General features: G+C 32.3%; 23 protein-coding genes. All 23 read left to right on the top strand.

Annotation, left to right across the window (positions count from 1 at the left end; all coding sequences use genetic code 11):
- The first annotated feature begins 10 nt into the window (after positions 1–10).
- The 23 genes from K0R77_RS15960 to K0R77_RS16070 all read left to right on the top strand — a co-directional run bounded on the left by K0R77_RS15960 (position 11) and on the right by K0R77_RS16070 (position 22363).
- Entirely contained in the window at positions 11–412 is a 402-nt protein-coding gene (locus tag K0R77_RS15960) for an FdtA/QdtA family cupin domain-containing protein (protein WP_300354583.1), read from the top strand.
- Positions 402–818 (top strand): FdtA/QdtA family cupin domain-containing protein, encoded by a 417-nt coding sequence (locus K0R77_RS15965; protein ID WP_300354586.1) that lies wholly within the window; start codon positions 402–404, stop codon positions 816–818. The genes K0R77_RS15960 and K0R77_RS15965 overlap by 11 nt, the downstream gene beginning before the upstream one ends.
- Positions 811–1272 carry an acyltransferase gene (locus tag K0R77_RS15970; protein WP_300354589.1) on the top strand — a complete coding sequence of 154 codons (462 nt, stop codon included), beginning with the start codon at positions 811–813 and terminating at the stop codon, positions 1270–1272. The genes K0R77_RS15965 and K0R77_RS15970 overlap by 8 nt, the downstream gene beginning before the upstream one ends.
- Entirely contained in the window at positions 1269–2375 is a 1107-nt protein-coding gene (locus K0R77_RS15975) for a DegT/DnrJ/EryC1/StrS aminotransferase family protein (RefSeq protein WP_300354592.1), read from the top strand. Before K0R77_RS15970 ends, K0R77_RS15975 begins: the two co-directional genes overlap by 4 nt.
- Positions 2372–3727, top strand: a complete 1356-nt coding sequence (locus tag K0R77_RS15980) for a hypothetical protein (RefSeq protein ID WP_300354595.1) — start codon at positions 2372–2374, stop codon at positions 3725–3727. Before K0R77_RS15975 ends, K0R77_RS15980 begins: the two co-directional genes overlap by 4 nt.
- A gap of 53 nt (positions 3728–3780) precedes the next feature.
- Positions 3781–4269: a DapH/DapD/GlmU-related protein gene (locus K0R77_RS15985; RefSeq protein ID WP_300354598.1), complete on the top strand. Its 489-nt coding sequence runs from the start codon at positions 3781–3783 to the stop codon at positions 4267–4269.
- Between the two features lie 39 nt (positions 4270–4308).
- Positions 4309–5289 carry a glycosyltransferase family 2 protein gene (locus K0R77_RS15990; protein ID WP_300354601.1) on the top strand — a complete coding sequence of 327 codons (981 nt, stop codon included), beginning with the start codon at positions 4309–4311 and terminating at the stop codon, positions 5287–5289.
- A 9-nt stretch (positions 5290–5298) separates the two neighbouring features.
- Positions 5299–6471 carry a glycosyltransferase family 4 protein gene (locus K0R77_RS15995; RefSeq protein ID WP_300354605.1) on the top strand — a complete coding sequence of 391 codons (1173 nt, stop codon included), beginning with the start codon at positions 5299–5301 and terminating at the stop codon, positions 6469–6471.
- A complete protein-coding gene (locus K0R77_RS16000) occupies positions 6471–7802 on the top strand; it encodes a hypothetical protein (protein ID WP_300354608.1) in 1332 nt (443 codons plus the stop codon). Before K0R77_RS15995 ends, K0R77_RS16000 begins: the two co-directional genes overlap by 1 nt.
- Before the next feature lie 30 nt (positions 7803–7832).
- Entirely contained in the window at positions 7833–8957 is a 1125-nt protein-coding gene (locus K0R77_RS16005; protein WP_300354611.1) for a glycosyltransferase family 4 protein, read from the top strand.
- The gene (locus K0R77_RS16010) at positions 8941–9975 is read left to right on the top strand and encodes a polysaccharide biosynthesis protein (RefSeq protein ID WP_300354614.1); all 1035 of its coding nucleotides are present in this window, start codon (positions 8941–8943) and stop codon (positions 9973–9975) included. Before K0R77_RS16005 ends, K0R77_RS16010 begins: the two co-directional genes overlap by 17 nt.
- A gap of 45 nt (positions 9976–10020) precedes the next feature.
- Positions 10021–10425, top strand: coding sequence for a WxcM-like domain-containing protein (locus K0R77_RS16015; RefSeq protein ID WP_300354617.1), 405 nt, complete (start codon positions 10021–10023; stop codon positions 10423–10425).
- A gap of 60 nt (positions 10426–10485) precedes the next feature.
- Complete coding sequence (locus tag K0R77_RS16020; RefSeq protein WP_300354620.1) at positions 10486–11604, top strand: NAD-dependent epimerase/dehydratase family protein; 1119 nt, start codon at positions 10486–10488, stop codon at positions 11602–11604.
- Positions 11605–11663: 59 nt separating this feature from the next.
- Positions 11664–12803 carry a non-hydrolyzing UDP-N-acetylglucosamine 2-epimerase gene (gene wecB, locus K0R77_RS16025; RefSeq protein WP_300354623.1) on the top strand — a complete coding sequence of 380 codons (1140 nt, stop codon included), beginning with the start codon at positions 11664–11666 and terminating at the stop codon, positions 12801–12803.
- A gap of 59 nt (positions 12804–12862) precedes the next feature.
- Complete coding sequence (locus tag K0R77_RS16030) at positions 12863–14059, top strand: glycosyltransferase family 4 protein (protein WP_300354625.1); 1197 nt, start codon at positions 12863–12865, stop codon at positions 14057–14059.
- Positions 14060–14704, top strand: a complete 645-nt coding sequence (locus K0R77_RS16035; RefSeq protein WP_300354628.1) for a sugar transferase — start codon at positions 14060–14062, stop codon at positions 14702–14704.
- Positions 14704–15267, top strand: coding sequence for a GNAT family protein (locus tag K0R77_RS16040; protein WP_300354631.1), 564 nt, complete (start codon positions 14704–14706; stop codon positions 15265–15267). Before K0R77_RS16035 ends, K0R77_RS16040 begins: the two co-directional genes overlap by 1 nt.
- Positions 15257–16291 carry a hypothetical protein gene (locus K0R77_RS16045; protein WP_300354634.1) on the top strand — a complete coding sequence of 345 codons (1035 nt, stop codon included), beginning with the start codon at positions 15257–15259 and terminating at the stop codon, positions 16289–16291. Before K0R77_RS16040 ends, K0R77_RS16045 begins: the two co-directional genes overlap by 11 nt.
- Entirely contained in the window at positions 16284–17297 is a 1014-nt protein-coding gene (locus tag K0R77_RS16050) for a GNAT family N-acetyltransferase (protein WP_300354637.1), read from the top strand. Before K0R77_RS16045 ends, K0R77_RS16050 begins: the two co-directional genes overlap by 8 nt.
- A 22-nt stretch (positions 17298–17319) precedes the next feature.
- Positions 17320–18456, top strand: a complete 1137-nt coding sequence (locus K0R77_RS16055; RefSeq protein WP_300354640.1) for an aminotransferase class I/II-fold pyridoxal phosphate-dependent enzyme — start codon at positions 17320–17322, stop codon at positions 18454–18456.
- Positions 18457–18606: 150 nt separating this feature from the next.
- Positions 18607–19176 carry a sugar transferase gene (locus K0R77_RS16060; protein WP_367182752.1) on the top strand — a complete coding sequence of 190 codons (570 nt, stop codon included), beginning with the start codon at positions 18607–18609 and terminating at the stop codon, positions 19174–19176.
- A 27-nt stretch (positions 19177–19203) separates the two neighbouring features.
- Positions 19204–19827 carry a DUF3575 domain-containing protein gene (locus K0R77_RS16065; RefSeq protein ID WP_300354643.1) on the top strand — a complete coding sequence of 208 codons (624 nt, stop codon included), beginning with the start codon at positions 19204–19206 and terminating at the stop codon, positions 19825–19827.
- A 172-nt stretch (positions 19828–19999) separates the two neighbouring features.
- Positions 20000–22363 carry a tyrosine-protein kinase gene (locus K0R77_RS16070; protein ID WP_300354646.1) on the top strand — a complete coding sequence of 788 codons (2364 nt, stop codon included), beginning with the start codon at positions 20000–20002 and terminating at the stop codon, positions 22361–22363.
- The last annotated feature ends 4 nt before the right edge of the window (positions 22364–22367 follow it).

The raw sequence follows: 22367 nt of genomic DNA on the forward strand, positions 1-22367 counted from the left end.
CTATAATTATATGAAGCCGAAAATAATTAATCTTCCCAAGATTTTAGACAAACGTGGTAATTTATCTTTTTTTGAATACCCAAATCAATTATCATTTGAAATTGTTCGTACATATTGGATCTATGATGTTCCTGGTGGTGAAATAAGAGGAGGACATGCATTTAAAGAACAGCAAGAGTTTATTATTGCATTATCAGGAAGTTTTGATGTTATTTTGCATGATGGGGAGAAAGAAGATAAATTCTCTTTAAATCGTTCTTATAATGGTTTATATATACCAAATATGTATTGGAGAAGTTTAGAAAACTTTTCAACTAACTCACTTGCGCTGATAGTTTCTGATAAATCTTATAATGAAACAGATTATATCAGAAATTTTGAAGAATTTAAAATTTTAAAAAATGGTATTTAATGTTGATGATTGCAAAATTGTAGAATTACCGATCGTACATAACGAAAGTGGCAACATTACTGTACTTGAAAATCAAATGAATATTCCATTTGATATCCGAAGAGTATATTATTTATATGATGTGCCAATGGATGCTGAACGTGGTGGTCATTCTCATTATGAGCTACAGCAATATGTTGTTGCAGCCAGTGGCTCTTTTACATTTGTATTAGACGATGGAACGAAAAAAAAAGAATTTTTTCTAAACCATCCTAATAAAGCATTGCATATTAAACCAGGAATATGGCGCGAAATGAAAGGTTTCTCCAGTGGAAGTATATGTTTGGTATTAGCATCTATGGAATATACAGAGATGGATTATATAAGAGATTATAATGAATTTTTAAATCATAGAAAGAATGGCTAAAATACATCCTTTATCTGATGTTCAAAGCGAAAATATTGGTGAAGATACAATGATATGGCAATATTGTGTTGTTTTAAAAAATGCCGTAATTGGTGATAACTGCAATATTAACTGCCAGGTTTTTATTGAAAATGATGTGAAAATTGGAAATAATGTAACAATAAAACCGGGTGTTCAAATTTGGGATGGGATTACTTTGGAAGATAATGTTTTTATAGGTCCAAATGTAACATTCACAAATGATTTAATGCCCCGATCAAAACAAAAGGATTGGGTGTGTCTCAAAACGATTGTAAAACGTGGAGCTTCTATAGGCGCAAATGCTACTATATTACCTGGGCTGATTATCGGTGAAAATGCAATGATTGGTGCTGGATCTGTAGTAATTAACAATGTGCCTGCAAATACTTTATGGGTTGGTAACCCTGCAAAACAAATAAAACAAATAAAATGAAAAACCTTCCGTTTTTATCTTTTGAAGAAACTAACAAAACCATTAAAGCAGAAATCCTTGAGTCTTTTGAATCATTTTTTGATAGTGGGTGGTATGTTCTTGGTGAAAAGGTAAAGAATTTTGAACAGGAATATGCAAGATTTAATCAAGTTGATCATGTAATAGGAGTAAGCAATGGCTTAGATGCATTGCATATTGCACTCAAAACTTTAGGTATTGGAAAAGGAGATGAAGTTATCATTCCTTCTAATACTTATATTGCAACTGCTTTAGCCGTTTCTTATGTAGGAGCTACGCCGGTTTTTGTAGAGCCTGATATTGATACTTATAATTTAGATTCTACAAAAATAGAAAATTCTATTACCTCTAAAACCAAAGCAATCATGCCTGTACACCTGTACGGTCAGGCTTGTGAGATGGAATCAATTATGAAAATTGCTGACAGGAACGGATTATTTGTAATTGAAGACAATGCACAATCTCAAGGAGCTTCCTACAATGGGAAGTTAACCGGAAGCTGGGGAGACATCAATGGAACGAGTTTTTATCCAGGGAAGAATTTGGGAGCTTTGGGAGATGCAGGAGCAATTACTACCAACAACAAAGAATTAGCCCAAAAAGCAGCAGTACTTAGAAATTACGGATCTGAAAAAAAATATTATAATGAAGTAATCGGATTCAATATGCGTCTAGATGAGTGTCAAGCTGGTTTTTTATCAATTAAACTTCGTTACTTGAATGAGTGGACAAAACAAAGACAAGAAATTGCTGGATGGTATAACGAAGCTATGAAAGATTTCTCAGATTTAATTCTTCCAAAAGTTGCTCAAAATGCAACCCATTCTTATCATTTATATGTAATTCGAACCAATAGAAGAGATGAATTACAAAAGCATTTGGCAGAAAATGGAGTGGGGTCTCTGATTCACTATCCAATTCCTCCACATTTGCAGAAAGCTTATCAGAATTTAGGGCTTAAAAAGGGTGATTTTCCGATTGCGGAAGAAATGGCTGACAGTTGTCTGAGTTTGCCTATATGGCCTGGGATGACATTTGAAATGATTGAGATAATCACGGATATTATTAAATCCTTTAAAGTATGAAACTTCAGCCTTTAAATATATTCTCAAAAACCTCTGATAGAACAAGTGTTATTAAAAAGAATATTATTGGTTCTTTTCTTATTAAAGGATTAGGGTTATTTGTTTCTTTGGCATTAGTTCCACTTACAATCAATCTGCTTAATCAGGAAAAATATGGTGTCTGGATGACAATTTTTTCAATAGTATCTTGGTTTAATCTAATGGATATTGGTATTGGAAATGGCTTTAGAAATAAATTTGCGGAAGCGGTTGCATTAAATGACAAAATTTTAGCAAAAGAGTATGTGCAAACTCTTTATTCATCTATGCTTATTGTCACAGCGATTTTTTTTTTAATTTTCTCTGTTACTAGTATATTTTTGAATTGGAAGGTAATTCTAAACTTACCCTCAGATTTTGATGAAAATATGAATCTGGTTGTCTGGGTAGTTTTTATGCTTTTTTGTCTTCAGCTTTACACAAAAAATATCTCAATTATATTTTTGTCATTGCAGAAAACAACCTTTAGTAACTTGCTTATTTTTTTAGGCAATTTATTAGCACTTATTTTTATTTATATTTTGAAAATAGCAAATCTTAATTCACTTCTTTCTATAGCTGTCGCATTTATGTTAGCTCCTATAGTGATTTTTGTTATTATATCAATCTATTCTTTTTCGGGAAACCTAAAAATCTACAAACCTAAATTATTCACCATTCCTCAAAAGGAGTTAGTTAAGAACTTAATGGGGCTTGGCTTAAAGTTTTTTGTAATCCAAGCAGGAGCCATTTTTATGTATGGGATGGGAAACATAATTGTAACACAGTTGTTTAGCCCTTCTGATGTTACTCCATATAGTGTTGCTTTTCGACTATTTTCTTCAGCACAGGTAGTTTTTTCAATAATTATCACTCCTTTTTGGTCCGCATTTACAGAAGCAAATACAAAAAAAGATATGACATGGATAAGAAAGTCAATCCGTAATTTAATTCTTATATGGCTTATTTTTTCCTTCGGAATTATCGTTTTATGGGTTTTATCACCATATATTTTTAAAGTTTGGACTCCTGATGTTGTTGTATCAACATCACTAGCATTACAGTTTTGTATATTTATAATTATAAATACAGGTTTATCAATATTTATTTATTATCTGTCAGGGACGGGAAAGATATCAATTCTATTTATGTGTACCATTGCTCAGTGTATTATTTATATACCATTATCAATTTTTTTAGCAAGAACACTTAATATAGGTTTAGATGGCGTAATATTATCCACGAACATTTTATTATTTGTAACCTTATTTTTTATTGCATTACAAACAAAAAAGATAGTTAGTGAAAAAGCTTATGGTATTTGGAATAAGTAATTAATGTAAGCAGTTATAATAGTATTAATTGATTAATAAATAATTAGTTAAAAATGAATAAGTATCTTAATGTGTTAGTTAAAGCCAGGATTTCTATTAAAAATAGAATAAATAGATTATATATTAAAGTTTACAAAATTCCTTTTAAACAATTCGGTAACAATAACTATATTGACTTTCCTGTTAAAATACATGGACAAGAAAATATCTCAATTGGTAATAATTGTTCAATTAACTCATTTGTACATATTTGGGGTAGTGGAGGTGTAAACATTGGAAATGATGTATTGATCGCTTCACATGTAAGTATTACAAGTTTAACGCATGAGTATACTGAAGATTCAATTCGTTATGCACCAATTGTGTCCAAACCAGTGATACTTGAAGATGATGTTTGGATTGGGACAGGTGCAATAATTCTACCTGGAATTAAAATTGGAAAAAGTGCAGTTGTTGGAGCAGGATCAGTAGTAACCAAAGATGTCCCGGACTATGCAATAGTTGTAGGTAATCCTGCTAAAATTCTAAAAATGAGAAAATAGTTTAGGTATTTTCTCAATAATTTAAAATAAAAATCAATTATGATAAAACATTCGGTTTTAATAGTAACATACAATCAAGAAGATTATATAGAAGAAACTATTTTGTCTATATTGAACCAAACTGAACTACCCTATGAAATCATAATTTTGGATGATTGTTCACCAGATTCCAACTGGGACATTATCAAAAAATACCAATTACAATATCCTGACCTAATAAAGGCTTACCGTAATGAGGTAAATCTTGGATTATTTCCCAACATGAAGAAAATCAGAACACTTTATACAGGAAATGTTGTATCATACTGTTCTGGTGATGATTTGTTGGAACCGGATACTATAAAGGCGGTTAATGAAAAGATAAAACAAGAAGGTTTAGATGGGGAAAATGATAGATTTATAATTGTCACAAATTCAGTTCATCTCTATCCTGATGGAAGCCGGACAGTGTGGAATAATTATGTAGAACGTCATATAAATCCAATTAAAACAAGACTTCGTTATGGATTGAGTTATAGAAGTGTTGGACTCAGTAAAGGATTATTAAATGCCACTATTTCCGAACAAGACTATTTGGACCAAAATGCTGAAGTAGGATATAGTGCGGATTTTTTTAAAGGTTTTGAAGAAGTTCTTAATTCTCAAAGTATTCATTATATAAATGTAAACGGAGGCGTTTATCGGCTAAATGTAGGTGTTACTTCGGCAAAAGCTGATACGAAGAAATGGAAGGGACATCAATCTACATACATTGCAGTCCGTGATCTTTATCAACAATATTTTGATAAAAAAGATATGCTATTTATCAAATTTATAATAGCTGCTGATGAATTTAAAATTCAACCTAATTTGAAAAACTGGATAAATGCTTTCTATTATTATTTAATGAACTTAGGTAATTTCAGTTATAATAATCCGGCAATTAGAAACTTACATTATTTGCTTCCAACTGCAGCTATTGGATGGCTAAAATTTAAAGTTTATCCTGCTTATTTAATTTTAAGAAATAAATTTTCATAAATATTTATTATGAATATAGTATTCGTATATACAAGTCCATTTCCAGCTAAAAGGGGATTTAGTGCTGCTGACCGAAGAGTCCGTGATATTGTAAGAGGCTTAAAAAATGCTGGAGCAAATGTTACATTGGTTATCCCACATTACCACTTAAAGGCTTCTGTTGATACTCATAAAGAAGATTTCACAATAAAATATTTAGGAAAAAGCAGTCTCAATAAATCAAAACTTATTAATAGATTTTTTTATTGGAAAGATTTACTTAATTACGTAAAAAAAAATAAGACAGAGGCAATAATCTTGTATAATACTCAAGCAGATAGTGTGTTTTTTAACTGGATCCTAAAAAATAAAAACATAAAAATTATCACCGAAGTCTGTGACTTACATAGCCATAGTGAGAAATTTACAATTAAGTCTTCCATATCGAAATGGACAGAGAAACACTTACCCAGTAGTTCCGATTTAGTAATCACAATATCTGATTATTTAAAAAGTATTCTTCTTAAAAATAATCCTAATCAGAAAGTTTTAAAGATACCTATATTAGTTGATAGTGATTATTTTCATGACAAAACAGATGTAAATAAAAACATTCCTCTGTTAGAAAAAATTAAAGGGTCTTTTTTAATAAGCTATGTGGGAGGTTTATGGACACATCAAGGGGTGAAATTCCTAATGCAAGCATTTAAAAAAATTATTGACGAGGGGCTAAATGCTAAGTTACTTATAGCAGGAAATTATGACGACATCACCCCCAACAAAGATGATGTATATGTGATCTCGAAAGAGCTGGGAATTGAAGAACATATAATTTTACCTGGCTGGGTTGATACCAAAACTGTCAAAAATATTTTATATGCTTCAGATTTATTAGTTATTTCACAAACAAACGATTTATTTGCGCAAGCTGGACTTCCGACTAAATTAGCCGAATATGCCGCTTGTGCAAAGCCTATTCTTATTACCAAGGTTGGTGATGTACAAGAATATTTTCAGGATAAGAAAAATTGTATATTGTGTGAGCCTTCCGATGTGGAGAGTATGTATCAGGGAATTTTGTTTGCCATAAGAAATCCTGAAATGACAAAAGAAATTTCAAAACAAGCATATGAAACATGTCATGAATTATTTGATTATAATTCAAATGGAGAAATTATTTATAACACAATCAAAAATCTATAGTGGGTAGTATAGTTACATTTATTGTTTTTATAATTATTGCCAATGCTCTTTTGAAGCAAAGACATAAGACATTAGTATTTATATGCGTACTTTCTATTTTTGCTGATAATTTTCGCGTTAATTTAGGACCAAGTCTTCTTTTGGCAAATTGTATAGGGTTTTTGATGCTTCCCATTGTGATAAAAAACAGCTATTTGTTCAGAAAAATTAATCATCTTTACAGACCATTGTGGTTAGAATTCTTTTACCTTATTTTATTAGGCTATATATTTGGTTTTCTCTTTCCATGGGAAACCTTTAATTCGGATTATAGAATGTGGACGCAACAAGCAAGCGGAAGAACAGTTGTAACGCTGTTTAGGTTGCTTAATGAACTTATATTTTCCTATTATATAGTTTGGTGTTTTATAACCAAAAAAATTGATTTGAAATTTATAGTTTATTCTATAGGTTATGCTTCTGTAATTAGTTCTGCAGTTGGTTTTGCAGACTACCTAATTGGTTATAGCTTCAAAGCAAGTTTTTTTTATATGGTACCTGAACTTTCAAACAGGTTCTTGGGACTGAATGGAGAACCAAAAATGTTTGGACGAAACTCAGCATTGGCATATGCTATTCTATTGTTATACTACCTTACTCGGGGAAAAGATAAGAAATTAGTTGTTTTTATGGTTGTAAATGTAATTGGAGTTTTGATAAGTCTATCTGCTTCTTCATTTATTCTATTTTTACTTCTAAACGCTGCAGTGTTTTTCAATAAGATAAAACCTGTATATGTAGCTTTTCTATTTCTTTTAGCACCTCTTTCCTATGTATTGGTTAGCAGTAATCCATTTTTTCAAGAAAATACACAGTATAAGATTGAAAAAGCGATTATGGGGGGCGATGCGAAAGTTGTCCCAAATGAGCCGCAATTTTTTAGTCGTTTCGATATATTTGATCGTTTAGGTTTGGTTTTTCTTTATGAAAATCCTATTTATGCAATTACAGGAACAGGTCCCAACCTCATAAGCATACCTGCAAGTACATATGTGGGTTCCTTGCCTGAATATAGTACTTTTGCAGAACGAGGAGGAATAGATAGTGTTCCCAATATTATGATAAACAATGTGATAGCAAGAAGTGGGTTATTAGGTGTAATTTTATTTTTATTTTTTTACATAAGATTATTTAGGTTTTCGAAATTTGATAAAACCGGATTTTCTAAAGCTCTTGTCATCATATCTTTTATTTTTAATATGGTTTATTTCAGTATAGTTTGTGCATTTTTAACAGCATTGATCATAGGTCTTCAATTTTCAGATAGAAGAACCTCCATTCGGAAAATATAATTAATTTTGTACACCAAAAACATCACCCATTTGAAAATATTTTTACCTATAGGAGCATACTATCCTTCACAAATTGGAGGACCTTGCAATACACTGTATTGGCATTCAAATGCGCTCAAAAACAAAGGTGTAAAAGTTGAAATAGTAACGACTTCATTAGGTATCCAGAAAGGTGCGGTAGCCGTAGATAAGGCAATAGTTGATGAATTAGGATCAGTTTATTATGGAAGCACAGTATCGATTTCTTTTACGTTAATAACGCAAATTATAAGAGGAATTAAATCTGCAGATATTATACACCTTAATAGCTTATTTAATATTCTTTCGATCATTAGCTTTTTTTACATTAAATTTTTTTTTCCAAAGAAAAAGATTATTTGGTCCGTAAGAGGAGAGTTAAGCCCAAACGCATTAAAATTTAGCCGTCTCAAAAAAAAACCGCTTCTTTTTTTATATAAAAAATGGTGTAAAAACATTCTCTTTCATAGTACATCTGAGAAAGAAACTGCAGAAATAAAATCTGTTTTTGGAAACGTGAAAACTGTAGAAATTCCTAACTTTATCGAGCCAAGTAAGCGAAGAGAAGATATTATAAAAAAACAATTTTTATATCTTGGTAGAATACATAGGATCAAAGCAATACATAAATTGATTGAGGGTTTATCTATAAGTGATAAGTTTAGAGATTCAGATTATAAGCTTATTATTGTAGGCAAGCACGAAGAAAGACATTTAGATTATTATCAGGAACTTCTAGAATTAATCAAATCTAAAAACTTGTACGATAAAGTAGAGTGGCAAGGGCATTTAATAGGTGAAGAAAAAGAAAAAATATATGCAGAATCATATGCCTTAGTATTGCCGTCGGAAACCGAAAATTTTGGAAATGTAGTTATCGAATCACTTAATCAGGGAACTCCGGTGATTGCATCAGAGGGAACTCCCTGGTCAATGTTAAAAAAATATGAATGTGGATTTCATATTAGCAATTCACCTCAGATAATTGCTGAAAATATTGATAAAATGATTGATATGCCAGAAGTTAAATATCGTGAAATGCGTAAGAACGCTACATTGTTATTAGATCAAGAATTTAATATCAAAACTCAAATAAATAAATGGATTAAAATTTATAATAATGAAAATTCAAAATAAAATACTATTAATCACCGGAGGTACCGGCTCATTCGGAACTGCTGTTCTCAACAGATTTTTACAAACTGATCATTTCAAAGAAATCCGTATTTTTTCTCGTGATGAGAAAAAACAGGATGACATGAGAAACCTGTACAAAAATGACAAAATAAAATATTATATCGGCGATGTAAGAGATTTCTCAAGTGTAGAACCGGCAACCAGAGGTGTTGATTATATCTTTCACGCAGCAGCATTGAAGCAGGTTCCTTCTTGCGAGTTTTTCCCGATGCAGGCGGTAAAGACCAATGTTGAAGGAACGCAGAATGTAATTCGTGCAGCAACTTCAAACAAAGTACAGAAAGTAATTTGTCTGTCAACCGATAAAGCAGCCTATCCAATCAACGCAATGGGAATTTCAAAAGCGATGATGGAAAAAGTGGCGGTTGCAGAATCTAGAAATACAACTGATACAGTAGTCTGTCTTACCCGTTATGGTAATGTTATGGCATCGAGAGGTTCTGTAATTCCTTTATTTTTAAATCAGATTCAGAAAGGAGAACCGATTACGATTACAGATCCTAATATGTCTCGATTTTTTATGTCCTTGGAAGATGCCGTTGATTTGGTATTGTTTGCCTTTGAACATGCAAATCCTGGAGATTTATTTGTAAACAAAGCTCCTGCAGGTAGCATCGGCGATTTGGCAAAAGCCTTAATCGAACTGACAGGAAAAGAAGTTCCCGTAAAAGTTATAGGAACCCGCCATGGGGAAAAGTTATATGAAACACTCTGTACCCGTGAAGAAATGGCAAAAGCCGAAGATATGGGAGATTTCTATCGTGTTCCTGCGGATAACCGCGATTTGAACTATGCTCAATATTTTTCTGAAGGTGAAGAAGAAGTAGCAGAGATTGAAGATTATCATTCACACAATACAGAACAACAGGGGGTAGAAGGTTTAAAAAAATTGATTTCAACTTTACCTTTGATCCGAAAAGAAGTTTTTGGAGAAGATGTGATGCAGTATCCTTATTAGAAGTAAAAAGTAAAAAGAACCAAGTTAAAAGTTAAAAGAAAATTGATGCTGTTAGAAGGGAAAAAACATCAGGATGAAAGAGGAACCATTACCTATAATAATGATTTTGATGCATCACAGATCAAAAGAATTTATACAATAGAAAACCATTCTACAGATTTCATTCGGGGTTGGCAAGGTCACAAAGTGGAACAAAGATGGTTTGCCTGTATGAAAGGAAGTTTTGAAGTTTCTGTAATTGCAGTAGATGATTTTGAAAATCCGTGTAAAGATTTAACAATTCAGAAATATCTTTTGACCAATGATGTTTTAACTTACCTCCATATTCCTTCGGGGTGTATCACTGCGATACAGGCAAAAGAAGAAGGCAGTAAACTGCTGGTTTTAGCTGATTATGATTTGGGAGAAATCAGTGATGAGTACAGATATAATTTAGATTATTTTAAATAAAATTTTTTAACAGTTGCAATGGCTATTTGCTAAAGACCAACTGCCAAACGCCAATATAGTATGAAAAAAATCGGAATTACCGGTCAGAATGGTTTTGTCGGAAGACATCTATACAATACTTTAGGTTTATTTCCTGAAGAATTTGAGAGAATTGATTTTAAAAAAGAATATTTTGAAGATCAGACTCAGCTTGATCAGTTTATTGCAGAATGTGATGTTGTTGTACATTTAGCAGCAATGAACCGTCATGAGAGTGAACAAGTTATTTATGAAACAAACATACATTTGGCTCAAAAACTGGTTGATTCATTAAAAAGAACAAGTTCCAAAGCGCATGTCATGATTTCTTCTTCTACACAGGAAGAGAGAGATAATCTGTATGGAAGATCAAAAAAAGAGGGCAGAGAAGCGTTAGCAGATTGGGCAGAAGAAAATGGAGGAAAAATTACCGGATTGATTATTCCAAACGTCTTTGGTGCTTTCGGAAAACCTTTTTACAATTCTTTTATTGCTACATTCTGTCATCAGTTGACTCATGGAGAAATCCCAACTATTGCCAATGACGGAGAGGTAAAGTTAATATACGTTCAGGAATTGGTTGATACGATCATTTCCGAAATCAGAGAAGGAAACAATAAACCCGAATTCTTTATTGAAGCTACTGCAACTAAAAAAGTTTCAGAAGTTTTAGCTTTATTAAATGATTATAAAACTAAATATTTTGATGGTGGAGAAATTCCTGTAATCAATGATTCATTTGAGCATAATCTATTCAATACGTATCGTTCTTATATCAATCACAAAACACATTATCCGGTAAAGTTTACTCAGCATACAGATCCTCGCGGAGCTTTTGTAGAAGTTATCAGATTGGGAATTGGCGGGCAGTGTTCATTTTCCACTACAGTTCCCGGAATTACCAGAGGAAACCATTATCACACCAGAAAGATTGAGCGTTTTGCTGTAATCAAAGGAAAAGCATTGATTCAATTAAGAAAAATAGATACCGATGAGGTTTTAGATTTTTACTTAGACGGAAACGAACCCGCTTATGTTGATATGCCAATTTGGTACGCACACAATATTAAAAATATAGGAGAAGAAGAATTATATACAATCTTTTGGATCAATGAAGCTTTCAATCCTGAAGATTCAGACACGTATTTTTTAGAGGTATAAATATCTTTTAATATAACTAGTAATTAAAAAAGGCTGATTTTTTAGCCAAAAACCATACAATGAAAAAACTAAAAGTAATGACGGTCGTTGGAACCCGTCCTGAAATTATCAGATTATCAAGAGTATTAGATGCATTAGATGCTTCTGAAGCAGTAGAGCACATCATCGTTCACACCGGACAAAACTATGATTACGAACTCAACCAGATCTTTTTTGAAGATTTAGGACTTCGTAAACCCGATTATTTTCTGGAAGCTGCAGGAAAAACTGCTACAGAAACAGTGGGGAATATTTTGATTAAAATTGATCCTTTATTGGAAGAATTAAAACCTGATGCATTTTTGGTGTTGGGAGATACAAACTCTTGTCTGTGTGCCATTCCTGCAAAGAAAAGACATATTCCTATTTTCCATATGGAAGCAGGAAACAGATGTTTTGATCAGAGAGTTCCGGAAGAAACCAACCGTAAAATTGTAGATCATACTTCAGATATTAATTTAACCTATTCGGATATTGCGAGAGAATATCTTTTAAGAGAAGGACTTCCTGCAGATAGAATCATCAAAACAGGTTCTCCGATGTTTGAAGTTTTAAATCATTATTTGCCCCAAATTGATGCTTCAAACGTACTTGAAAAGTTAAGCTTAGAAGAAGGTAAATTTTTTGTAGTATCTTCTCACAGGGAAGAAAATATCAATTCCGAGAAAAACTTCAGAGGTTTGATGGCTTCTTTAAATGCGATTGCAGAGAAGTATCAATATCCAATCATTGTTTCAACGCATCCGCGTACGCAAAATATGATCGACAAAATGCAGATTGAGATGCGTCCGGAAATTCAGTTTTTAAAACCATTGGGTTTTCATGATTACAATGCATTGCAAAAAAGAGCTTATGCGGTATTATCAGATTCAGGAACGATCTCAGAAGAATCATCAATTTTAAATTTCAGAGCATTAAACATACGTCAGGCTCACGAAAGACCTGAAGCAATGGAAGAAGCAAGTGTAATGATGGTAGGTTTGTCTCCTGAACGTATTTTACAGGGATTAACGCAGGTTTTACAACAAAAAGTAGGTAAAGAAAGGAATTTCAGACCTGTTTCCGATTACTCGATGCCAAATGTTTCTGAAAAAGTGGTGAGAATTATTATTTCTTATACAGATTATATTAAAAGGACTGTTTGGTCAGAAGAAATATAGAAAATTTAAATAGCCGGATGCGGCTGAATATTTCTTTAAAGCTCTATAGAGATATACCCATGAATATTATTTTTTTAACGTTAGTCCAAATTAACTCCATTGAAGAACGTGGGATTTATCAGGATTTGTTGCGGAAATTCCGTGATGAAGGTCATGATGTGACCATTGTGACGCCTGTGGAAAGAAGAAGAGGTATTCCTACTAATTTCAGTGAAAAAGAAAGGGTTTCTGTTCTTCAGGTAAAAACATTTAATATTCAGAAAACAAATATCATTGAAAAAGGTATAGGAACTCTTGCATTAGAGTTTCAGTACCTCTCTGCGGTTAAAAAATATTGTTCTCATAAAAAATTTGACCTTGTTTTATATTCAACGCCTCCTATTACCTTGGGAAAAGTGATTGAGTACATAAAGAAAAGGGATCATGCAAAATCGTATCTTCTGTTGAAAGATATTTTCCCTCAAAATGCCGTGGATATGAATATGCTTAAGAAAGACGGATTTTTACATAAGCAATTTGTAAAAAAAGAGAGAAAATTATATCAGCTTTCAGATACGATTGGATGTATGTCACAGGCAAATGTTGATTTTGTTTTAAAGCATAATCCTGAAGTCAGCAAGAGTAAAATTGAGGTCAATCCAAACACGATAGAACCTGTAGTTTTTAGCTATTCTAATGAGCAGAAAAAAAAGATAAGAGAAAAATATCAGATTCCCACAGATAAAAAAGTGCTTGTATATGGAGGGAATTTAGGTAAACCACAAGGATTGGATTTTTTACTGGAAACAATTAATGCTACAAAAATTGAACAGGCTTTTTTCTTGATTGTTGGAAATGGAACAGAATTTCCAAGGATTCAAAACTGGTTTATTCAGGAAAAACCGGCAAATGCAAAACTTTTGCAGCAGTTACCGAAAGAAGATTACGACCAACTGCTTGCTGCTTGTGATGTGGGCTTAATATTTTTGGATAAAAATTTCTTAATTCCTAATTTCCCGTCTCGGTTATTATCATATTTAGAAATGAAAATGCCTGTAATTGCTGCTACTGATCCTAATACTGATATCGGTGATATCATCGAAAATGCTTATTGTGGATATAAAGTAATTTCTGGTAATCAAATCGAAATGCAAACAAAGCTTAATAAATTGTTTACCAAAGATAACTTACATGAATTAGGAAATAATGCAGAAATTTTGTTAAAAAAGGAATATTTGGTTGGTAAATCTTTTAATTTAATTATAGAAAAAATATAAATGTATAAAAACTTCATTAAAAGATTGATAGATTTTACCATTGCATTTTTAGGATTATTATTTCTGAGTCCTGTTTTTGTGCTTGTAACGATCTGTTTATATTTTGCAAATGATGGTAAGCCTTTCTTTTTTCAGGCTCGTCCTGGTTTAAATGAAAAGATTTTTAGGATCATCAAGTTCAAAACGATGAATGACAAAAAAAATGAAAATGGGGATTTGTTGTCTGATGCTGAACGATTAACAGCGGTGGGTGCGATAGTTCGTAAAACTTCATTAGATGAATTGCCGCAATTGATCAATGTCTTAAAAGGAGATATGGCTTTAATAGGACCTCGTCCTTTATTACCAGAATATTTAAATTTATATTCTGAGAAACATAAAAAGAGACACAACGTGCGTCCTGGAATTACTGGCTTGGCACAAGTTAAAGGAAGAAATAACATGAAATTTTCGGAGAGATTTAACAATGATGTTTACTATGTTGAAAATTTATCTTTGAGTTTAGATATAAAGATTATTTTTATGACATTTAAATCATTATTTTTTAAATCATCTGATATTGTACATGGTCAAACTGTTGATGAAGTAGATGATTTGGGAATTAGTAAAAATTTAAGCAACAATCATTTCAAAAAAGATATATAATGAATATTACCGGTAAAAAAGTTGAGCTTAGGGCTATCGAAGAAGAAGATCTGCCTTTATTACATCAGTGGTCTAATGACCCGGAAATAAATTATATGTTAGGAGGATGGCACTTTCCGTCTAGCATGCAAGATCAGGAGAAATGGTTTAAATCTTTATCTTTAAATAGTAATAATCAAAAATTTGCTATTCATGTTAAAGATTTGGGATTAATCGGAATGGCCAATTTGGTGGATATCAATTGGAAGGACAGAAATGCATTTCACGGTATGTTGTTGGGCAGTGAAGATACAAGAGGAAAAGGATATGGGGTTGATACGGTAATGTCTATAAACAGATATGCTTTTGAAGAATTAGGTCTTATGAGAATGAATACAACAATCATAGCCAACAACGAACCTTCAATAGGAGTTTATACTAAAAAATGTGGCTGGGTTATTGAAGGATTAAAAAAGAAACAGTATTTCAGAAAAAATCAATGGATAGATGAAGCTATAGTAGGAATTACGAGAGATGATTACTTTGATTTAATAAAGGAAAATAATTATTGGAATGAGGAATAAGGAATTTGGTTCTGATTTTCATTACAGCAGTGATTATGAATTTAGATCTAAAGCTACTGATAAACGTCATGACCTTAATAATATGGATTATTTATATTTTTCTGGTCGTGTCGCTTTACGCAATATACTTATAAATGGTATTAACCAATTTAAGTGGAAAAAAATATATGTTCCTACTTATTATTGCCATGAAGTGTATGATTTTATTAAAGACTTACATATTGAATTAGAATTTTACCAATGTAATCCTCTTAACAATACATTGCCGGATCACATTGAAGACAGCAATTTGTATGTTATCCTGCTGGTAGATTATTTTGGAGTTTCATCACCAGATTTTGATCATTTAAAAGACATTATTACAATAAAGGATTTGACTCATAACTTAAGCTTGATTGGTAGTAGCAAAGCAGATTATATTTTTGGTTCTTTACGTAAAATTTTGCCAATTCCTGTAGGAGGATTCGTGAAATCCAAGATAAAATTACCGGAAATTCCATGCACATTATTTGCCGAAGATGTAGCAATGGAAAAATTTACAGGTATGTTTCTGAAGAAAAAATATTTAGAAGGTAATTTTTCAGAGAAGGAAATTTTTAGAGATCTATTAATTTCGGCAGAACATTCTTTTGAAAATATTGAAACTAATTCAGCACTACCTTTTATTGTTAAAGAATATCTTTTAGAATTAGATATTTCTAAAATAATTGAATGTAAGAAAAACAACATTTTTATTATGAAAAATACGATTAAAGAAACTCCAAAATTTGAATTGCTTACTGGTAACTCTGGTTTAGAATATTCTTTAATTTTAAAATTTACTGATACGGAGGAAAGAGAGAAGTTAAAGAAATATCTTATAACTCATAACATTTACCCAATGGTTTTATGGCCAAATCAATTCTCAGAAGATGATATTCGCCTACAGAATTCATTATTGTTTATACATATAGATTTTAGATACACTACTGCTGATATGAAATATATAGCTAATTTTATAAACCAATTTAGTAGCAATGCTTAAATATGAGATTATAGAAAATAATTCGCCGAGATGGAGTGAAATTGTAAAGCAGGCTGCAATATATGATTTTCATCACACCGCTTATTTCCACAAGATTGATACTGGTTTTGCTTCAAAACTTTTACTTTTTTCTGATGATAGAAATTTTATAGTTTTACCGGTTGTTATAAGACCAATTGAAAATACAGTTTTTTTTGATATCACTTCAGTATATGGATATGCAGGACCCATTTATAGATTTGAAGACAATTATAATCCTGCTAAATTATTGTCGTTTTTTAAATTGAATTTTGTTGCTTTCTGTAAGGAGCAAAATATAGTTTCGGTATTTTCCAGATTGCATCCGCTCATTGATCAGAAGCCAATTATTGCTGGTTTGGGAGAGATCGTAGATTTGAACAAAACAGTATCGATAGATTTAACAAAATCAGCCGACGAGCAACGTAAGGAATACCGGAAGTCTTTGAAATCGGAGCTCAATCAATTAAGCAGAAAGGAAATTTTTGTAAAAGAAGCAGGTGACAAACAAGAAATAGATCAATTTATAACTATCTATTATGAAACAATGGATAGGGTAAATGCAGCTTCTAACTATTATTTTTCTAAAGAATATTTCTATGAATTTTTAAATAATTCTGATTTTGAATCTAAATTATTGATAGCTGTCAAAAACGATAGAGTTATTGCAGGAGCAATTTTTACAATGACAGAAAAAATTATGCAGTATCATTTAGCGGGAACAACAGAAGAATTTATTCGGGAGACACCTATGAAATTAATTTTAAACGAAGCTCGTTTATTGGGAAATCAGGTAACTGCCGAAAATTTACATCTAGGCGGTGGTGTAGGTGGTCAGGATGATGATTCGCTATTCAGATTTAAATCTGCCTTTTCAAAAAATTTCAAACAATTTTCAATATGGAAATTTATAGTTGATCAAAAGATTTATGACGAATTGTCGAAAGATAAAACTCATACATCTTTTTTCCCCTTATATAGATCGTAAACTTTAATTTTGTAAAAAAATAATGAATTCAAAAATATGGCTCTCTTCTCCACACATGGGAGGAACCGAACTAAAATACATACACGAAGCATTTGATGCTAATTGGGTAGCCCCTTTAGGTCCCAATGTAGACGGCTTTGAAAAAGACTTAGAAAATTTCCTGAATACTGACGTGAAAGTTGCAGTTCTTTCTGCAGGAACAGCAGCTTTACATTTAGCTTTAATTGAATGTGGAGTAGAATATGGCGATGAGGTGATTTGCCAGTCGATGACATTTTCAGCATCCGCTAATCCAATTGCTTACTGTGGCGCAACTCCGGTCTTTATAGATTCGGAAAAAGAAACCTGGAATATGTGTCCGGTTGCTTTGGAAGAAGCTATCGAAGACAGAATTTCAAAAGGTAAAAAACCAAAAGCAATTATTGTTGTTCATTTGTACGGAATGCCCGCCAAAATGGATGAGATTACAGCAATCGCTGAAAAACATGAAATTCCTTTGATTGAAGATGCAGCAGAAGCTTTAGGTTCCATTTACAAAGGTAAAGCTTGCGGAACTTTTGGACGTTTCGGTATTCTGTCATTCAACGGTAATAAAATTATAACAACTTCCGGTGGCGGTGCTTTGGTGTGTCACAATCAGGGAGATAAAGATAAAGCCGTTTTTCTTTCAACACAAGCAAGAGACAATGCTCCTCATTATCAGCATTCTCATATTGGTTATAATTACAGGATGAGCAACATCGTTGCAGGAATTGGTCGTGGACAGATGGAAGTTTTAAATGACCGGGTAAAAGCACGCAGAAAAATGCACGATTTTTATGTTGAAATATTTAAAGATATTGATGGAGTTGAAGTGTTTTCTGAACCAAATGAAGATTATTATTCTAACCATTGGTTGTCTGCAATTGTTATTGATGAAAATAAAGCAGGTAAAAACCGTGAAGAATTAAGGTTGGCTTTGCTTGAAGATAATATAGAATCAAGACCACTTTGGAAACCGATGCATTTGCAACCAGTATTTGCAGATGCGCCTTACTATGGAACAAATATTTCTGAAAGATTGTTTGATAACGGTTTGTGTCTTCCGTCCGGATCAAATCTTTCAGATGATGACAGGGCAAGAATTAAAATAAAAATCAACCAGGTATTTTCAAAATAAAAACCTTGTTAAATAAAATTTAATATACATTACAACTGCTTGCTTTTCATTAAGTAAGCAGTTGTCATTTTAAACTGAAATGTTTTTAAATTAAAACTTCAAATTTACAGTCAGTATCTTTCCTTATCTTTGCCAATCAATAAAAGACAAGTGAAAAAATACCCATGGTGGAAAGCTCTGATGGACTACGGATTAAGTTTCGTGGCAATAATTGTTTTACTGCCCTTCTTTATTATTTTGATAATAATTACATCCTTCGATACCGGTTTTCCGGGCATTTTCAGACAAAAAAGAATCGGGAGAGATGGTAGAGCTTTTACTATTTATAAGTTGAGGACTTACCATCCGGCAAATGCCTCAAAGTCTCACATTGGAAGATGGCTCAGGAAAACGAAGCTAGATGAGCTTCCACAGCTTTTTAATGTTTTAAAAGGAGATATGTCGTTGGTAGGACCTCGTCCTGATATTCCCGGATATTATGATGTTCTTAAAGGCGAATACCGGTTGATATTGCAGCTGAAGCCGGGACTGACAAGCGAGGCGGGAATCAAATTCAGAAATGAAGAAGAACTTTTAAACAGACAGGAAAATCCGCTGAAATATAATGATGAAATTCTCTTTCCCGAAAAGGTAAAAATGAATCTGGATTATTATCATAAGCTTTCTTTTAAAAAAGATGCACGAATTTTGCTTAAGACATTTTCGGTTTTAAGAAAATAAGACCGTCCGAAATATATGAAGTATAGCATGAAGTTGTTTTCTAAAATGACGCTTTTTACAGTTACCTCTTTCTTCCTGAAAGTAAATGCTCAGACAGAGATAAAAGTAAACGCCCCTTTTTTGCCCTTAGGAATGATCAATCTCGGAGTTGAGAAGGCTTTAAATAAAAATTTTTCTCTGCAGGCGGAAGGGTTTATATCGCCCTGGAAATCCTTTGACGGAAAGAACCTTCAGATTTATATGGGAACATTGGAAGGAAGATATTATTTTAAAGAATTGATGAAAGGTTGGTACATAGGTGCATATGGAAGTATTGCAGCCTACAATCTTCAGAAGTGGAATTATTTTGAGGCAAAACCGGTCTTGAATGATGACGGGAATCCTCAGCTTTTAGCAGACGGTACTGTGCGTACCACCGAGAGATATCAAAAAGGTCTGGCTTTTATAATAGGAATAAGCGGTGGCTATCATTTTACAATTAATGAAAAGTTTGGTTTGGATGTGTATGCAGGTGTCGGAAGCAGTCAATCTATATATAAAGGATATCTTAAAGACAATAACGAACGGTATGACGTTGCGGAAAAATGGAATAAAAGCGGAGAGATTATCCCGACCAGAGGTGGGTTGATGTTGACGTATAAGTTGAATTGATGTGTTTTTTATTATAATGATTACTTATGTGATAACCTAAGAGTCATCATGATTATAGAATAACAATTAAAAATTAAGAATAACACCTGCCTTTTGTAAAATATAGATATATTTGCAAAGTTTAATTAAATATCAAAAATAAATCATAATTCTCAAAAATATAATCCAACAAATGGATCAAAAAAACAATAAAGAAACTAATTTTAAAGAACTCATCAATCCTTATCTGAAAAACTGGAAGTATTTTGCAGGAATGGTTTTTTTGATGCTTGTACTGGCTGTTTATTACATAAAATCTACTCCTCCTGTTTATAAAGCTCAAACGTCTGTACTCATTAAAGATGCGAAAAAAATGTCTGCAGCATCAGGAGATATGGGAGTTTTGCAGAGCATCGGCGGTCTGAGCGGAATGGGAACAAATAGTATTGAAAATGAGGTAGGCGTTTTTGAATCTAAGACAATTGTTTCAGATGTTGTGAAAGATCACAATTTTCAAACTCCTGTTTACGCTAAGCAGACATTTAATAATCTTGAATTGTACGGGGAGAATAGTCCGTACATAATCAATGTTATTCAGGAAAAAAAAGATCAGGAATTACCTAAAAAACCTATATCTGTAAAAACAAAAGGCAATACTGTCATCTTGTCTTCTGAAGAATGGGAAAATGTTATTACTACGACTTATGGTAAAACTACTGTCTTACCTTTTGCGGTGATTATGATTCGTAAAAATCCCGAATATAAACTACAGAAAAAGGTAGATTTATCAGATATATATTTTACTTACAATGATTTTGAAAATACAGTTAATGATTTTCAGGAAGCTTTAAATGTTGATCTGTTAGATAAAGAAGGTACAATTATAAGCCTCTCCGTTGATTTTGAGAATAAAGCTAAAGCTAAAGATTTTCTGGATGCCCTGGTGAGGCAATACAACATCTACGCTATTAATGATAAGAATATTGAATCTAAAAAAACCAAAGATTTTATTGATAGAAGAATTACACTTATATCAAAAGAATTAGGTGATGTGGAAACTCAGAAAGAGGGTTTTAAATCCGATAATAATATGGTTGATCTTCCTACAGAGGCAAGGATTAACCTTCAGTTGAGAGAGCAGAGTAAAGCTCAGATGTTGGAGATTGGTACACAGATGGAACTTACCAGGATGTTACAAAGTTCTCTGAACAGAAAAGGGACAGGTGATGTTTTACCACTTAATATCGGATTGGAAAGTGAAGCTGCCGGTCAGGCAATTCAGGAATATAATGCACTTGTTTTGCAGAGAAATAAATATCTGGAAGAAGCCACTCCGGATAACCCTTTGGTTAAAACTGCTACAAAGCAGATAGAAGAAATGAAATCTTCTTTAATGCAGTCTCTGCAAAGGAATGCAATTACATTGGAGTTAGCAAAAAGAAAAATAGAAACTCAGTTTGGTGGCTCAGAACAAACTATCAGTAAAATTCCAACACAGGAAAAATTGTTCAGAAGTATTGAGAGACAACAGCAGATAAAAGAAAACCTATATTTACTGCTTTTACAGAAAAGAGAAGAGGCAGCAATCAGTATGGAAATGACTGCCGAAAAGGCAAGGGTTATAGACAAAGCATTTGTATTTAAAAAGCCTGTCGCCCCAAGAAAAATGATTATCTTGGGTGTATTTATTTTATTAGGATTGCTAATACCGTTTTTAATTATTTTCTTAAAACAAATCATGCAAAGCACAATAATTAGACGGGGTGATATTAATAAACTTACAGACATTCCTGTAATTGCTGAAATTCCTAAAATTAAAAATAAAGAAGATGCTCTTGTTGCCTTTAATGGAATTTCTCCTGTAACAGAAGCTTTCAGAATCTTTGTGACAAATTTGAAATTTTTACTGCAAACAAAAAATTCAGTACAAATAATTATGGTAACTTCTTCTGTAAAGGGAGAAGGGAAAACACTTATTTCAACCAACCTATCTATAATATTGGCTTCTTCTCGTGATAAAGTATTGGTAATTGGAGGCGATGTAAGAAATCCACAATTGCAGCGTTATAATCCTTCGATGAAATCTGCAAAAGGTTTAACTGAATTTTTAAGTGGAAATGAAGTTAATCTTGAGAATATAATACATCCAAGCGGTTATAACGAAAATTGTGATTTTATATATTCTGGTTCTATTCCCCCTAATCCAACAGATCTTTTACAGAACGGGAAATTAGAAGAACTTTTACTCATCATTAAACAACAAGATAAATACAAGTATATTGTTGTAGATACTGCACCGCTTTTATTGGTTACAGATTCTTTCTTAATTGCAGATAAAAGTGATGTTATAGTATATGTTACAAGATCTGAAGTTACCGAAAATAGTTATATAGAGTTTTTAAACAATTCTGTTAAGGAGAATAAATTGAAAAATGTAGGAATTGTTTTGAATGGTGTAAAAGAGTCGAATTTCGGTTACGGAAATAAATATGGATATGGTTACCAAGCAGAGGAAAAAAGTTTTTTTGGAAAAATAAAAGCAAAAATCTTTAAATAATAGT

It is taken from the genome of Chryseobacterium sp. (assembly GCF_029240215.1).
In the GTDB taxonomy this organism is placed as follows: domain Bacteria; phylum Bacteroidota; class Bacteroidia; order Flavobacteriales; family Weeksellaceae; genus Chryseobacterium.